Raw genomic sequence first — 14,430 nt, forward strand, 5'->3', positions numbered from 1 at the left:
ACCGCGCCTTTTTTATGAGTTGCCGAGTTTAGCATGAATTTCGTTCAGATCGATTTCCGCTATAGGCATTTTGTTTGACGGGTCTTCGAAATCATATTTGAAGACTTCAAAATCTCGATGGTACATTTCGTATACCAAATGCATGGATAAATCGTCGAAATAGTCTTCAACAGGATGCGCACGTTTTGGTCCGTGACCTTCGGATTCATTGAAACGCGGGATGCTGGAGAGATCAACATCGACCGGCGTTTCGACGGCATCCAGCACGCTTTGCATGCCTTCATTAAACTTTTCGGTAAAGACAATGTTGTCGTAGCGGCCGCCATTGCAAATGAATGTGGATACATGACCTGACATTGCGGACCAGTGGATATCAGGATCCATTGGGCGGCGCCAACGAATGGTGTCGCGCGCAAATAGTAAAAACCGGCGGAAGCTTTGGATTTGGTCGAATTCGAATCCAGTTTCAGGATCGCCAACTTCGATTCCATATTTTTGGATCAACAGTGGAACGAGGTTCCCGCGATACCGGCGACCGTTTCGTTGGATGCCGCAAATTTTGTCAAAGAAAGACGATAGAATACGTGTGTAGGGATTGCGCACACATGTAAACGCATAGGAATCGTGTGCAGTGACATTTTTTTCAATCAATGGCTGGCTGTCATCCAACGCCCACTTGTGCATTCCTTTTTTGGAATCGTGGATATCACCATCAAAAAATTCGCCGTGATCAGAATAATACATGACTTGACCAATGGTCGAACACGCGCACTTTGGAACAACGCGATAGACGACGCTTTGGCTCTCAGTCATCCAGGTTCCTGGAAACCCCATATGTCTTGCCTCCATTTGCTCTGAATTTGGGCATTGTTGCCTTTGAGCAATTTGTTTTTAAGAAACCAAAGAAATGGTACCGTTTCAATCTCTGTTCACGTTATCTATGTAAACAATAATGAATAACAGTCAGAAATGGTTCCATAATGGCAAAAATTGCCTTTATCCTTTTGTGTCATAAAGACCCAGACGCGATTATCACGCAAGCAGAGCGGCTGACGGCGGCTGGCGACTTCATGTCGATTCACTTTGATGCGCGTGCAAATCCAGAACATTTTTTGAAAATCAAATCCGCGTTGGGCGACAATCCCAACGTAACCTTTGCCAAAAAGCGCATAAAATGCGGGTGGGGTGAATGGTCTTTGGTGCAGGCGACTCTTTATGCGGTAGAGGCTGCCGTTAACGCATTTCCGCGCGCGACGCATTTTTATATGCTGTCTGGCGATTGCATGGCGATCAAGTCAGCCGAGTACGCACATTCGTTTCTTGATAATAGGGACATCGATTATATCGAGAGCTTTGATTATTTTGAAAGCGATTGGATTAAGACAGGGTTTAAAGAAGAACGATTGATTTATCGCCACTTCTTTAACGAACGCACAAGAAAATGGCTGTTCTATAAATCGTTCGATTTTCAGAAAAAGTTTAATATCACTCGGGATATTCCCCATGATCTACAAATCATGATTGGGAGTCAGTGGTGGTGCCTACGTCGCCAAACGATTGAGGCTGTTTTGGACTTTACCCGCTCTAGAAAAGACGTCATGCGATTTTTCCGGACGACATGGATACCTGACGAAACCTTCTTTCAGACTATTGTGCGCCATTTAATCCCCGAACAAGAAATTGAAACGCGTACATTGACGTTTTTGATGTTCACGGATTACGGGATGCCGGTGACGTTTTATAATGATCACTATGATTTATTGCTCAGCCAGAATTTCTTATTTGCACGAAAAATCAGCCCGGAGGCCAAAGAGCTAAAGCAACGATTGGGCGCGCTTTACGCAAGTGCAGGGGAAAAATTCGAAATCTCCAACGAAGGGCGTAGTCTGTTTAAATTCCTAACAGGACGCGGCCGTATTGGACGCCGCTTTACTCAGAGGTTCTGGGAAAGTGAAAGTTCGTTGGGGCGTGAACGCGAATTGATGATTATTGTCTGCAAAAAATGGCATGTGGCAAAGAGGCTGGTCGAAAAGATACGCCAAGTCACCAATCTACCGACCATTGAATACCTGTTTGACGAAGAAGGCACAGCGCTTCCAGATCTGGGCGGAATCCAATCTAACCTCGGAAAACGAACACGGCACAGACGCGCATTGCTCCGGATGTTATTTGATTACTATGACACCAATCGGCTTGTCGTGTGTTTGGACCCCAATAACCTCGACCTGTTTGAAGACTTCTTTAACGATCGTAGCCGTACAAAGATGCTGGAAGTTGAATGTGAGTTTACCGATGACTATTTAATCGGCCATGCGAAACGCGTTGGATTGGCGGGTGATCATACCCCTCAGGAAACGATTGATAAGTTACTGCCAACCATACGATACGATGTGGTTTTCGAAAGTGAGCGCATTCGCGATGCAAACTTTTCAGATCATCTGCGTATGAGGGAAGCGGCGTCCGAGGATGAAAACTCTGTGACTTTGCAGAGCTTTTTGCGTATTTCAGCGGAACAAGCGCGCGAAGTTGCGACGACCAATCACTTGTTTGCTGACTGATAGAGAGATAAAATGGCCTACGAATACGACGATCAGAACATTTTTGCTAAGATACTGCGCGGTGAAATCCCGAATACAACAGTGTTAGAAACTGAGCATACATTGGCGTTTCGCGATATTGCGCCGCAAGCGCCAGAGCACGTGATTGTCATCCCAAAGGGGGCGTATGTGACTTATGATCACTTTGCAAACTCTGCGACGGAGGAGGAAATCGTAGACTACACGCGCACAATTGGACGGATATGCAATGACCTCGGTGTTTCGCCGGGGCTAGATGGTCAAGGGTATCGCGTAATCTCAAATGCAGGGGCTGCGGGAGTGCAGGAAGTTCCGCATTTACACATGCATATTCTTGCGGGGCGCCCATTGGGGCGCATGTTGGAAAAGTGAACGGCTAACGCGGCGCTGAGTGTTTCAAGCCCCTGCGTGCAGGGGCTTTCATATTGGTGTGTATTATCGGGCGGCTGATCTCGTTAGAGCTAAAAACGCATCTTCAAGGTCAGCGTCTTCGGAGCGAATATCGCTGATTCCTAATCCGCTTTCACTGATGGTACGTAAGACAGCGTCGGCTGAAATCTGCCCTGTGTGATAGGTGAAAGCGTGGCTGCCATCTGAACGGTATTCAACTTTAACACCGTCGGGTAACGCCACCTGAATCTCAGGATTGGTCGGTGTAATGACGAGCGTTTTTTGATCAATGCCCTTGATCAAGTTTTTGGTCTTGTCTTGGGTAACGACCTGTCCGTGGTTGATAATAGCGATTTCATCACACATTTCCTCTGCTTCTTCGAGGTAGTGGGTGGTTAGGATAATGGTCATGCCTTGATCGTTTAAGGCGCGAATATTTTTCCATAGCATTTGACGCAGTTCGATATCGACGCCAGCGGTGGGCTCATCAAGGACGAGGATGTGGGGATGATGGACCAGCGCTTTGCCCAATAGCAAACGGCGTCGCATGCCACCAGACAGATTTCGGGCGTAGGCGTTTGCCTTGTCCGTTAGGCCAATAAGCTCAAGAATCTCATCTGTCTTTCGTTGGGCTTTGGGCACACCATAAAGCCCGGCCTGAACATCCAATGCGGCGCGAGGCGAAAAAAATGGATCCATATTCAATTCTTGTGGCATCACACCTATCGCAGCACGAGACTGTCTAGGGTTTTTATCCTGATCAAACCCCCAAATTCGAACGGAGCCAGAGGATTTCAGAACCAAACCGGCAAGAATATTGATGAGGGTGGACTTTCCTGCGCCATTTGGGCCGAGAAGGCCAAAAATACTACCTTGGGGAATATTGAGAGATACGCCTTTAAGCGCCTCTTTGGGCGGTTGATTGCCAGAAGAGGCATAGGTCTTCACCAGCGTGTCGATTTCAATTGCGTTGGCCGACATATCTGTTCCTTCTGACTTGCTCGTGCTAAATGGGCTGGTATCATGCCCGCAGGTGCGGCGCAAAGCCAGCTTTTGAGAATCTGAACGGAGCAGCCATGACTGTTGAAGCCCCTGAAACCGAAATCGTTGAAACCAACCGTGTTGCCTGTGATGGCGGTGAGGGTGCACTTGGGCATCCGCGTGTGTGGATTTCTATTTCAGCTGAACAAGGTTTTGCTGAATGCGGTTATTGCGATAAGCGTTTTGTTCTAAAAACAGACGCAGCCGAATAATCGGCACCTTGGCCCGTTTGCCCATTTGGCGCGGGTGCGCGAATTAAAAACGGGAGAGCATAAATGTCTTTTGGAAAAGGGTGCCACGTGCACCTGATTGATGGGTCCGCCTTTATTTTTCGGGCCTATCACGCTTTGCCACCGTTAACGCGTAAATCTGATGGTCTTCCAATTGGGGCGGTGTCCGGATTTTGCAACATGTTGGTGAAACAGATCGAGGATAATAAAGGCCCCGACGCACCAACCCATGTTGCGGTCATTTTTGATCATTCGGGTAAATCCTTCCGCAACGATATTTACGACAAATACAAAGCCAACCGTCCCCCAGCACCGGAAGATTTACGGCCACAGTTTCCGTTGACACGGGACGCAACCCGAGCGTTCAACATTGCGTGTTATGAGGTCGAGGGATTTGAGGCCGACGACATTATTGCGACCCTAGCCCGTCAGGCGCGAGAAGCTGGCGGCCGCTGTACGATTATCAGTTCTGACAAGGACTTGATGCAGCTTGTTGGCGGTGGTGTTGAGATGCTCGACGTCATGAAAAATAAGCGCATTGATACCGAAGGTGTCGAGGAAAAATTTGGCGTTGGGCCAGATCGTGTTGTCGATGTTCAAGCGCTTGCGGGCGATAGTGTTGACAATGTGCCGGGCGCACCGGGCATCGGGATCAAAACTGCCGCGCTGTTGATCAACGAGTATGGTGATCTTGAAACCTTGTTAGCGAGAGCCGAGGAAATCAAGCAGCCGAAAAGACGACAGAGCCTCGTTGAGAATGCGGAATTAATACGTGTTTCCAAGCGTTTGGTTGAGCTGGACCAAGAGATGAAACTTGATTTTTCATTGGATGATATGGAATTGCGCGATCCTATTGCCGATGATTTGATGGCCTTTTTGGCTGATATGGAATTGCGTACGCTGACAAAGCGTATGGCTGGGAAGTTCGGAGTGGAAGCTCCCAGCTTGCCTGAGGCTCCAACAGCAGTTGAAACACTTGAAATGCCGGGGATTGATCCTGAAAAATATGAAGGTGTGTCTGATCACGCTGCACTGCAAGCATGGATAGCTCGTATCTATGAACGCGGCTGGGTTGCTGTTGATACAGAAACGACAGGTCTCAATGAAATGCGTGCAGATCTGGTTGGTATATCACTGTGCGTTGAGCCGGGTGAGGCATGTTATATCCCGTTGATACATCGTGCAGGCTCGGGTGATGGATTGTTTGCGGTGGATGAGCTGGCTGAAGGACAGTTGCCACTGGACGATGTGTTGACCGCGTTGAAGCCCGTTCTAGAAGACCCGGCAATTATCAAAATCGGGCAAAATATGAAATACGATGCCAAGATTTTTGCTAGGCTTGGCATTCAGGTGGCTCCGATAGATGATACGATGTTGTTGTCTTATGCTTTGCATGGCGGCATGCATAATCACGGAATGGATGCGTTGAGTACACGGTATTTGGATCACACACCAATTCCGATAAAATCGTTGTTAGGCACGGGAAAATCTGCGATCACATTTGATCGCGTCCCGATTGAAGATGCCATAAAATATGCGGCAGAAGATGCTGACATTACGCTGCGTTTGTGGAAAATGTTCAAACCACAACTGCATCAAAAACAGGTCACGACTGTTTACGAAACGCTTGAGCGTCCGCTCGTGCCTGTTTTGGCTCAAATGGAGATGCACGGAATCAAAGTTGATCGTGATGTCCTCAGCAGAATGTCCAATTCCTTTGCGCAGAAGATGGCGGGATTAGAGGCGGAAATTCACGAACTTGCCGGTCAGTCCTTTAATATTGGATCGCCTAAGCAATTAGGGGAAATTTTGTTCGATAAGTTGGAACTTGAGGGCGGTAAAAAAGGTAAAACCGGTGCCTATGCAACGGGTGCTGATGTGCTAGAGGACTTGGCGTCTGAAGGCCATGATTTACCGGCACGAGTTTTGGACTGGCGTCAGCTTTCTAAATTGAAATCGACCTATACCGATGCGCTGCAGGAACATATTCATCCTGATACGGGCCGTGTTCACACGTCTTATTCAATTGCCGGGGCGAGCACCGGGCGTTTGGCATCAACGGATCCAAATTTGCAAAACATACCTGTGCGTTCTGAAGAGGGGCGACGCATTCGCGAAGCCTTTATCGCGGACGAGGGGAAAGTCTTGCTGAGCCTAGACTATAGCCAAATCGAGCTACGGATTTTAGCGGATATTGCCGGTATCGATGCGCTCAAAGAGGCGTTCCGGGACGGTCAAGATATTCACGCAATGACCGCTGCCGAGATGTTTAATGTTCCGCTTGAGAACATGGATCCAATGGTAAGACGTCAAGCAAAAGCGATCAACTTTGGTGTCATCTATGGGATTTCAGGTTTTGGCCTAGCACGAAATTTGCGTATTCCACGTAAAGAGGCACAAGGCTTTATTGATCGGTATTTTGAACGGTTTCCGGGCATCCGTACCTATATGGATGACACCGTTAAATTCGCGACTGACCATGGCTATGTGCAAACCTTATTTGGGCGCAAAATTCACACGTCCGAGATCGGCGCAAAGGGGCCCAAAGCCAGCTTTGCTAAACGTGCGGCGATCAACGCGCCCATTCAGGGTACCGCCGCTGATGTGATCCGGCGGGCCATGGTGCGCATGCCTGAAGCTATCTCTGACCTGCCCGCCAAAATGCTGTTGCAGGTCCATGACGAACTGATTTTTGAAGTAGACGAAAGTGCAGTAGAGGAAACGATCAACCGGGCCCGCGATGTTATGCAAACAGCCGCAATGCCGGCTGTGCATTTGGATGTACCGCTGATCGTGGATGCAGGGCAGGGGGCCAATTGGGCGGAGGCGCACTAAAGAAGCAAAGCTGGCTTCGTCAGAATGCCGCGTTCAATTTGTTCCCGCATGAAATCGCCATCGTAGTATCGTTCGATGGCGATTTTGCCATCTTGCCAATACTGCCAACATAAACCGTCGATTTGGTGGGATACACTGTCGGACGAGACAAAAAGAGTTCTGTTTCGAAACGCACATAGCTGTTTTCTGAGGTCAAAGGCCAGATCACTGATGCAACCATGGATTTCACAGGCGGAATCAAAAAACGGTTTTTGCTTTGCACGCGCCTCGGCTGCGCTGGAGGCAAAAATGGTTCCGTTGGCAAACATGACCCCATTTTGAGCGAAATATCTGTCAAATGCCGTCAATGGGTTACCTGAGACAAGGAGGCTAATTTGGTGCTGTACAGATGCAGCGAAATGAAGCGTTTGCATAATTCTAGGTGCTTAATCTTGGCTACATATCTAGATGTCTGCTGCGCTGATGGGCGTAGAAATCCGCAAGAGTTGTGCCCTTTTCCGGCTTGAAATTGTCTAGAGGGGTAATATCGAGCATGCGATCCAGACGAAACATTCTGAAATCGTTGCGTAACTCACACCATGTCACCAATGTCCAAACCTTGCCCCAAAACCACAGTCCAAGCGGTCGGACGATGCGATCAGTGTGCTGCCCACCGGCGTCTCCATAGGCAATGCTAAGTCGTGTTTTGGAATCGACGTAGCGTTCTAACTGGTCAAGCCGCTGGCGTAAGGCAGGTGTCATTTCGTTCATCGAAAGCGCGTGAATTTGCACCGTTTCGGCGTTCTTTCGGTCCTTTTCAGGTAAGACTGCGCTGATCTTCACCAGCGCCTCTTCAGCGGCCATCGCCATTGAGGCCCCACCCCAAGCGCGGATCAACCGGGCGCCTGCAACCAGAGCCGTTATTTCATCACGCGAAAACATAAGTGGTGGAAGGTCATAACCTTCTCGCATGAGATAACCGACACCAGCTTCGCCGTCGATGGGCACACCAGTTCCAATGAGATCTGCAATATCACGGTAAATGGTGCGTTCAGATACTTCGAGCCGTTCGGCAAGCTGTCGCGCCGTTAGCAATCGCCCACCGCGCAGGTATTGAACAATTTGGAATAGTCGGTCCGCGCGTCTCATTTGGTTTCTTTGCCCCTTGCTTGGGGATTATTACATAACCCTCCTGACAGCATTGTGTCAGGAGATACCCAGCGGCGTCCTGATATTGTAGCGCCTGTCAGGGCCTCGTGCATCCTCATGAGGTCAAAAATCGACAGCGATGCCTTTTCGTTCATAGTCGCCAAAACGGACAGGCTCTGGTCCGTCTCGCCCACCTAACTCTGTTGGCAGGGGCGTCTTGTCCGCCTTTTGCCGACGTTCTTGTGCTTCGGCAAGCGCGCGCTTTGCAGCTTCGGGAATGTTTTTTGGTTTGGTGTCAGTCATCGGTGTTTCCTTGTTCAGGACGTCTTGTTGATATAGGCGGTGTGGGACCAGAGGCAAGAGCGTAAGGATAACGGTAATGTCGCAGACAGGATTGGCACCGCGTAAGGCAGCCGTAGATATGTTGAACGCGGTTCTCGAAGAGGGCAAGCTGTTATCAGAGGTGCCGACAGCAAAATTGTCAGTACCCGAAGCTGCTCGGGCGCAGCGGCTCGCTGTGGAAACATTGCGTTGGATGGGGCGTGCTGATCGTCTTTTGGGGCGGTATTTGCGTAAAATGCCACCAGTCCCGGTTATGAATATTTTGCGTCTGGGCGTGTATGAAATTTGCCAAGAAGGCGAAGCCAGCCATGGTGTAGTGAATTCGGCTGTCGAATTGGTGCATAAGGGCAAAAAGACCGGACATTTGAAAGGCTTGGTCAACGCGACTTTGCGCAAAGTCGCGACGGATGGCCCGGGATTGTGGCCGACGCTAGCAGTGCCCGAGTTGCCGAAGTGGCTGCGTAAACCGTTGATTGCTGATTACACCAAGCCTGTGATCAAGGATATGGAGCAGGTCTTTATGAACGGTGCGCCGCTGGATTTGACGCCAAAGGACGGGAATGCTGAAGCGCTTGCTGTTCGTTTAGGTGGTGAGGTGCTTAGTTCCGGTTCAGTCCGATTACAAAGCCCAGGCCAAGTGTCGAAATTGCCCGGCTTTGTCGAGGGTGATTGGTGGGTGCAGGATGCGGCGGCCGCAATGCCGGTGAAGTTGCTCGCACCTAAAGAGGGCGAATCCGTGTTGGATATGTGCGCCGCCCCCGGTGGGAAAACCATGCAAATGGCTGCTGCTGGTGCCAAGGTGACCGCATTGGACCAATCAGAGCGCCGGATGCAGCGCGTTGCTGAAAACCTGAAACGAACCGGCTTGTCCGCAAATCTTGTCGTGGGGGATGCGTTGGAACATATAGGTGTCGGGTACGATGCGATTTTACTTGATGCCCCTTGCACGGCAACGGGAACCATACGACGCCACCCTGATCTGCCCTATGCCAAGGATGGTTCTGATTTTCCATATTTGTTCGAACTACAGGAACGTATGATTGATCACGCGTTGTCTTTGCTCAATCCGGGGGGGCGTCTGGTTTTCTGTACCTGTTCGCTGTTGCCGGACGAAGGGGAAATTCAAATCGAGGATGCCATGAAACGCCATGGTGATTTGCAGATTCTCGCACCAGATGCCCCTTGGATTGAAGAAACCTGGAAATCTGGCGAAGGTGGTCTTCGCCTTCGGCCTGATTATTGGGGCGAAATTGGCGGTATGGATGGATTTTATATGGCGCATCTCAGCCGGTCATAGCTGCCTGCGCGATTCATCGGTGACAGGTCATTAACGAATCCCTATGCTTTGGAAAAAGGCGCAGACCAATTTGTGCTCTTCGCGCAAAATGCGCACAACAGGTATCAGGTGAGGCGGGCAGGCCGTGGCCAAACCAAGACAATTCAATGTGCGTCATGCGCGCATAAAAAACCGATGGCATGCGTGGCGGTCAACTTTGGCACGCCCGGCAACTGGTTTTGTTTCGCAGCCTGAACCCCGTACAATTGGGTCTTTTGCCAAAGGTCGCCAACTCACAGCGGGGAACTTTCTCTTTGCGGGATTCCTCATTGAGGCGCGCAATACCGGTATGTGGGACCTGCCTATGCCGGATGCTGAGTTTGAAAAAGAACTACATGGGTTTACTTGGCTTGATGATCTGGCGGCGGTTGGGGATGCGTCGGCACGTCAGCGCGCCCAAAGTTGGACATGGGATTGGATTGCTCAATATGGCCGCGGCAAAGGAATGGGCTGGACGCCCGACTTAACAGGTCGCCGACTAATCCGGTGGATTAATCACGCGTTGTTTTTGTTGAGCGGACGAGACCGAGCTGCCTCTGATCAGTATTTTCGTTCTTTGGCACAGCAAACCATATATCTCAGTCGCACTTGGCAAGCGACAGCACCGGGATTACCAAGATTTGAAGCATTGACGGGCCTGGTTTACGCAGGGCTTTCTCTGACGGGGATGGAAGAACACGTCGATCCCGCGATCAAAGCACTAGCGCGCGAAAGCAAACGCGAAATTGATGCAGAAGGCGGGGTGAGTACACGCAACCCCGAAGAGTTGCTTGAGATTTTTCAACTTTTGACTTGGGCTTCAACCGCATTGTCTGAAGCGGGGCGCGTGGCCGATAAAGAACATTTAGCAGCGGTGGAACGCATGGCCCCAACATTGCGTGCGTTGCGCCATTCTGATGGTGGGCTCGCTCGATTTCATGGTGGGGGGCGCGGGTTAGAAGGGCGGCTTGATCATGCGTTGGCGTCATCTGGTATTCGCACTGTGTCAGATCGGGGCTTGGCGATGGGGTTTGCCCGGATGCATGGAGGCCGCACCAGCGTTATCATTGACGCGAGCAAACCGCCCCAAGGAGAGAGCTCATTTAACGCGCACGCATCTACGTTTGCGTTCGAACTTACGTCTGGACGCCGTCCGTTGATTGTCAATTGTGGATCGGGGATGAGTTTTGGACCAAATTGGCGTTCGGCAGGACGTGCAACCCCGTCGCATTCGACTATGGGCGTTGAGGGATATTCATCGTCACGGCTGGGTGCCCAAGGATATGTTGGCGGACAAGAATGCGATCTCTTGGCCGAAGGGCCTCAGCATGTGAAAATTCGTCAATCGGGTGATATGCAAGGCATGACGTTTCATGGAGGTCACGACGGGTATCTGCGAACACATGGCTTGACGCATGTACGTAAACTAGACCTAAGCGCTGATGGGCGAGGATTGGCAGGGGATGATACTCTCACGACGATTGAAGCTGATGACAACCGAGTGTTTGATCGCTTTATGGATCGGAATGCAATGCAGGGCGTGCCGTTTCAAATCCGGTTTCATCTGCATCCCGAAGTCGACGCGGAGGTTGATATGGGGGGCACAGCGGTTTCAATGGCATTGCGGAGCGGCGAAATTTGGGTGTTTCGGCACGATGGAACTGCTAAATTGTCGCTTGAACCGTCTGTTTATCTCGAAAAATACCGGTTAAAGCCCCGTGCGACCAAACAAGTGGTTCTATCTGGGCGCGTCTTAGAGTATGCGAGCCGCATATGTTGGACTTTGGCCAAGGCGCAAGACACTCCGTCAAACATTCGCGACTTGGAACCAAAGGACAGCCCGTCGTTCTAAAAGACTGCCAAATGGGATGCACCAATGACTGATCTTTCGCCTATCCGCCGCGCGCTGATTTCTGTTTCCGATAAAACTGGGCTTATTGACTTCGCCAAAGCGCTGTCCGCGCGCGGGATCGAATTGCTTTCAACTGGTGGCTCTGCCAAAGCAATGCGCGACGCAGGATTGACCGTTGTTGATGTGGCTGACGTGACCGGCTTTCCAGAAATGATGGATGGACGTGTTAAAACCCTGCACCCCAAAGTGCATGGCGGTTTGTTGGCATTGCGCGACAATGATGATCATGTTGCCGCGATGGACGAACATGGCATTGGTGCGATCGATCTGTTGGTTGTCAATCTGTATCCTTTTGAAGAAACCGTTGCCAAAGGCGCCGACTACGATACGTGCATCGAGAACATCGATATTGGCGGGCCGGCGATGATCCGCGCCGCCGCAAAAAATCATGGGTTTGTTAGCGTTGTGGTCGATGTCGAAGATTACAGCGACGTGTTGGCAGAGCTTGAAACCAATGATGGCGCGACAACTTATGCGTTTCGACAGCGTTTGGCGCAAAACGCTTATGCGCGTACAGGTGCGTATGACGCGGCTGTGTCCAATTGGATGGCTTCTGCGATCAAACAGGAAGCGCCACGCCGTCGCGTGGTTGCCGGTACCTTGGCACAGACGCTACGTTACGGTGAAAATCCGCATCAAACGGCTTCGTTCTACGTGGATGGCAGCAATCGCCCAGGTGTCGCAACTGCGACTCAACATCAGGGCAAAGAGCTGTCCTATAACAACATCAACGATACTGATGCGGCGTTTGAAGCGATCGCTGAATTTCCCGCAACGGATGGCCCGGCATGTGTGATTGTCAAGCACGCAAACCCTTGTGGCGTTGCGCGCGGGGCTACTCTGAAAGAAGCATATTCCCGTGCGTTTGACTGCGACAGCACCTCTGCTTTTGGTGGCATTATCGCGCTTAATCAAACATTGGATGCCGACACTGCCGAAGAGATCACCAAGATATTTACCGAAGTTGTGATCGCACCGGATGCGGATGGCGCAGCTCGCGCGATCTTTGCCAAAAAGAAAAACCTGCGTTTGTTGACCACTGGCGAGCTACCCGATCCACGTTTGACGTCAATGACTGTGCGCCAAGTTGCGGGTGGATTGCTGCTACAAGACAAAGATGCCGGTCATGTGAACATGGATGAGCTTAAGGTTGTTACAAAACGTGCACCAACTGATCAAGAAATGCGCGATATGCTGTTTGCATGGAAAGTCGCCAAGCATGTAAAATCAAATGCGATTATCTATGCAAAAGATGACGCGACCGTTGGGATCGGTGCAGGCCAAATGAGCCGCGTTGATAGCTCCCGTATCGCTGCACGTAAATCACAGGATATGGCTGAAGAAATGGGGCTGGATCAGCCTTTGACTGTTGGGTCTGCTGTCGCGTCCGATGCCTTCTTTCCGTTCCCTGATGGTTTGTTGACCGCTGCGGAAGCCGGTGCAACTGCCGTTATTCAACCGGGTGGTTCCATGGGTGATGATGCGGTAATTGCAGCTGCGGATGAAGCCGGTCTGGCGATGGTCTTTACCAATATGCGCCATTTCCGTCACTAAGGAGAGAGCAATGCGGCGTATCGTTTGGTCAGCATTTTGGGTGTTTCTTTTGGATCAGGCGACCAAGTACTACGTTGTGCATTGGTTGGACTTGCGTAATCAATTGGTGGCCGAGGTTTGGCCACCATTTCTAACGTTTCGCATGGCGTGGAATGAGGGCGTGAATTTTGGTCTTTTTGAAACGTCGCGTTGGCTGTTGATTGCCGTCGCATTGATCATTTCAGTGTGGGTGTTCGTTTGGGTTCGCAAAAGCGAAAATCATCCGTTGGCTGAAATATCTGCTGGAATGTTGATCGGCGGTGCGTTGGGAAATGTGATTGATCGTGTTCTTTATGGTGCGGTTGCAGACTTTTTGAATGTGTCTTGCTGTGGCTTTACTAACCCTTACGCATTTAACGTGGCGGACATCGCTGTGTTTGCCGGAGCGGCGGGATTGGTCTTGTTTACCGGCGAAAAGAATAAGACCCCGTGACGAAGTAAAAAACTTAGGTTAAAGAACAGGTATATGTTGAGGGAGCGTTCGATGCAAAATGCAGGTCGTAAGATCGTATTTGCGCTGCTAGCGGTGGTGACCGTTAGCGCCTGTGGTAACCGCAATCGTGAGCCAGAGTTAATGCACCTGCGCTCTACAACCGGGACACCGGATGAATTTGCGATTCTACCGAATGCTCCATTGCAAGCACCCGCAGATTTTATCTCATTGCCACCTCCGACGCCAGGTGGCGGGAATCTTGCGGATCCAAACCCCCATCGCGAAGCTGCGGTTGCGTTGGGAGGAAGCGCAGGATATTTTGAGCAGGCAGGTATTGCGTCTGCCGATCAGGGTCTTGTGGCTTATGCATCCCGTAACGGTGTGACACCGTCCATTCGTCAAACGCTTGCATCCGAAGATTTGGAATATCGACGTCGGAACAACGGTTTGTTCCTTGAGCGTTTGTTTAACATCAATGTTTATTTTGACGCTTATGAAGATCAATCTCTTGATCAGCATCGGGAGTTGAATCGCTTTCGACGGTTAGGCGTAAGAACGCCCTCAGCTCCGCCTGTTGCGGACGAAAATTAAGAAGAAAGATTAAAGGGGCTGATCAGGCCTCTTTTTTATTTCAG

At 50.4% G+C, this 14,430-nt stretch carries 14 protein-coding genes; 9 read left to right on the top strand and 5 right to left on the bottom strand.

Annotated features, from left to right (window positions below):
- Positions 1 to 12: 12 nt before the first annotated feature.
- A complete protein-coding gene (locus G9C99_RS09455; protein WP_166417255.1) occupies positions 13 to 834 on the bottom strand; it encodes a sulfotransferase family protein in 822 nt (273 codons plus the stop codon).
- A gap of 146 nt (positions 835 to 980) precedes the next feature.
- Here G9C99_RS09455 and G9C99_RS09460 point away from each other — a divergent pair, with 146 nt between their 5' ends.
- A complete protein-coding gene (locus G9C99_RS09460) occupies positions 981 to 2,558 on the top strand; it encodes a DUF5928 domain-containing protein (RefSeq protein WP_166417256.1) in 1,578 nt (525 codons plus the stop codon).
- 12 nt (positions 2,559 to 2,570) lie between these two features.
- Positions 2,571 to 2,948, top strand: coding sequence for an HIT domain-containing protein (locus tag G9C99_RS09465; protein ID WP_166417257.1), 378 nt, complete (start codon positions 2,571 to 2,573; stop codon positions 2,946 to 2,948).
- Between the two features lie 63 nt (positions 2,949 to 3,011).
- Here the strand turns inward: G9C99_RS09465 and G9C99_RS09470 are convergent, their stop codons facing one another.
- On the bottom strand, positions 3,012 to 3,947 hold the full coding sequence (locus G9C99_RS09470; RefSeq protein ID WP_166417258.1) for an ABC transporter ATP-binding protein: 936 nt from the start codon (positions 3,945 to 3,947) through the stop codon (positions 3,012 to 3,014).
- A 95-nt stretch (positions 3,948 to 4,042) separates the two neighbouring features.
- Here G9C99_RS09470 and G9C99_RS09475 point away from each other — a divergent pair, with 95 nt between their 5' ends.
- Complete coding sequence (locus G9C99_RS09475) at positions 4,043 to 4,219, top strand: zinc-finger domain-containing protein (protein WP_166417259.1); 177 nt, start codon at positions 4,043 to 4,045, stop codon at positions 4,217 to 4,219.
- A 63-nt stretch (positions 4,220 to 4,282) separates the two neighbouring features.
- Positions 4,283 to 7,072, top strand: a complete 2,790-nt coding sequence (gene polA / locus G9C99_RS09480) for a DNA polymerase I (RefSeq protein WP_166417260.1) — start codon at positions 4,283 to 4,285, stop codon at positions 7,070 to 7,072.
- Here polA and G9C99_RS09485 read toward each other — a convergent pair.
- The 3 genes from G9C99_RS09485 to G9C99_RS09495 form a co-directional block, all read right to left on the bottom strand.
- Positions 7,069 to 7,485 (bottom strand): hypothetical protein, encoded by a 417-nt coding sequence (locus G9C99_RS09485; protein WP_166417261.1) that lies wholly within the window; start codon positions 7,483 to 7,485, stop codon positions 7,069 to 7,071. The genes polA and G9C99_RS09485 overlap by 4 nt on opposite strands.
- 22 nt (positions 7,486 to 7,507) lie before the next feature.
- Complete coding sequence (locus G9C99_RS09490; protein ID WP_166417262.1) at positions 7,508 to 8,200, bottom strand: helix-turn-helix transcriptional regulator; 693 nt, start codon at positions 8,198 to 8,200, stop codon at positions 7,508 to 7,510.
- A 123-nt stretch (positions 8,201 to 8,323) separates the two neighbouring features.
- Complete coding sequence (locus G9C99_RS09495; protein WP_166417263.1) at positions 8,324 to 8,503, bottom strand: DUF1674 domain-containing protein; 180 nt, start codon at positions 8,501 to 8,503, stop codon at positions 8,324 to 8,326.
- A gap of 76 nt (positions 8,504 to 8,579) precedes the next feature.
- Between G9C99_RS09495 and G9C99_RS09500 the strand changes: the two genes are divergently transcribed.
- From G9C99_RS09500 to G9C99_RS09520, 5 genes are all read left to right on the top strand, one after another.
- Positions 8,580 to 9,839: an RsmB/NOP family class I SAM-dependent RNA methyltransferase gene (locus G9C99_RS09500; protein ID WP_166417264.1), complete on the top strand. Its 1,260-nt coding sequence runs from the start codon at positions 8,580 to 8,582 to the stop codon at positions 9,837 to 9,839.
- A 124-nt stretch (positions 9,840 to 9,963) separates the two neighbouring features.
- The gene (locus G9C99_RS09505; protein WP_166417265.1) at positions 9,964 to 11,709 is read left to right on the top strand and encodes a heparinase II/III family protein; all 1,746 of its coding nucleotides are present in this window, start codon (positions 9,964 to 9,966) and stop codon (positions 11,707 to 11,709) included.
- A 24-nt stretch (positions 11,710 to 11,733) separates the two neighbouring features.
- Entirely contained in the window at positions 11,734 to 13,323 is a 1,590-nt protein-coding gene (purH, locus tag G9C99_RS09510) for a bifunctional phosphoribosylaminoimidazolecarboxamide formyltransferase/IMP cyclohydrolase (RefSeq protein ID WP_166417266.1), read from the top strand.
- Positions 13,324 to 13,333: 10 nt separating this feature from the next.
- Positions 13,334 to 13,795 carry a signal peptidase II gene (lspA, locus tag G9C99_RS09515; protein ID WP_166417267.1) on the top strand — a complete coding sequence of 154 codons (462 nt, stop codon included), beginning with the start codon at positions 13,334 to 13,336 and terminating at the stop codon, positions 13,793 to 13,795.
- A 51-nt stretch (positions 13,796 to 13,846) separates the two neighbouring features.
- Positions 13,847 to 14,386: a DUF3035 domain-containing protein gene (locus G9C99_RS09520; RefSeq protein ID WP_166417268.1), complete on the top strand. Its 540-nt coding sequence runs from the start codon at positions 13,847 to 13,849 to the stop codon at positions 14,384 to 14,386.
- Positions 14,387 to 14,430: the final 44 nt, after the last annotated feature.

It is taken from the genome of Cochlodiniinecator piscidefendens, from assembly GCF_011326755.1.
GTDB classification, from domain to species: Bacteria; Pseudomonadota; Alphaproteobacteria; order Rhodobacterales; family Rhodobacteraceae; genus Cochlodiniinecator; species Cochlodiniinecator piscidefendens.

What these genes read in the sequence shown, in the direction of transcription:
- G9C99_RS09455 (WP_166417255.1), bottom strand. Translation starts at nt 834, where the DNA reads ATGGGGTTTCCAGGAACCTGGATGACTGAGAGCCAAAGCGTCGTCTAT.
- G9C99_RS09460 (WP_166417256.1), top strand. Translation starts at nt 981, where the DNA reads ATGGCAAAAATTGCCTTTATCCTTTTGTGTCATAAAGACCCAGACGCG.
- G9C99_RS09465 (WP_166417257.1), top strand. Translation starts at nt 2,571, where the DNA reads ATGGCCTACGAATACGACGATCAGAACATTTTTGCTAAGATACTGCGC.
- G9C99_RS09470 (WP_166417258.1), bottom strand. Translation starts at nt 3,947, where the DNA reads ATGTCGGCCAACGCAATTGAAATCGACACGCTGGTGAAGACCTATGCC.
- G9C99_RS09475 (WP_166417259.1), top strand. Translation starts at nt 4,043, where the DNA reads ATGACTGTTGAAGCCCCTGAAACCGAAATCGTTGAAACCAACCGTGTT.
- polA (WP_166417260.1), top strand. Translation starts at nt 4,283, where the DNA reads ATGTCTTTTGGAAAAGGGTGCCACGTGCACCTGATTGATGGGTCCGCC.
- G9C99_RS09485 (WP_166417261.1), bottom strand. Translation starts at nt 7,485, where the DNA reads ATGCAAACGCTTCATTTCGCTGCATCTGTACAGCACCAAATTAGCCTC.
- G9C99_RS09490 (WP_166417262.1), bottom strand. Translation starts at nt 8,200, where the DNA reads ATGAGACGCGCGGACCGACTATTCCAAATTGTTCAATACCTGCGCGGT.
- G9C99_RS09495 (WP_166417263.1), bottom strand. Translation starts at nt 8,503, where the DNA reads ATGACTGACACCAAACCAAAAAACATTCCCGAAGCTGCAAAGCGCGCG.
- G9C99_RS09500 (WP_166417264.1), top strand. Translation starts at nt 8,580, where the DNA reads ATGTCGCAGACAGGATTGGCACCGCGTAAGGCAGCCGTAGATATGTTG.
- purH (WP_166417266.1), top strand. Translation starts at nt 11,734, where the DNA reads ATGACTGATCTTTCGCCTATCCGCCGCGCGCTGATTTCTGTTTCCGAT.
- lspA (WP_166417267.1), top strand. Translation starts at nt 13,334, where the DNA reads ATGCGGCGTATCGTTTGGTCAGCATTTTGGGTGTTTCTTTTGGATCAG.
- G9C99_RS09520 (WP_166417268.1), top strand. Translation starts at nt 13,847, where the DNA reads ATGCAAAATGCAGGTCGTAAGATCGTATTTGCGCTGCTAGCGGTGGTG.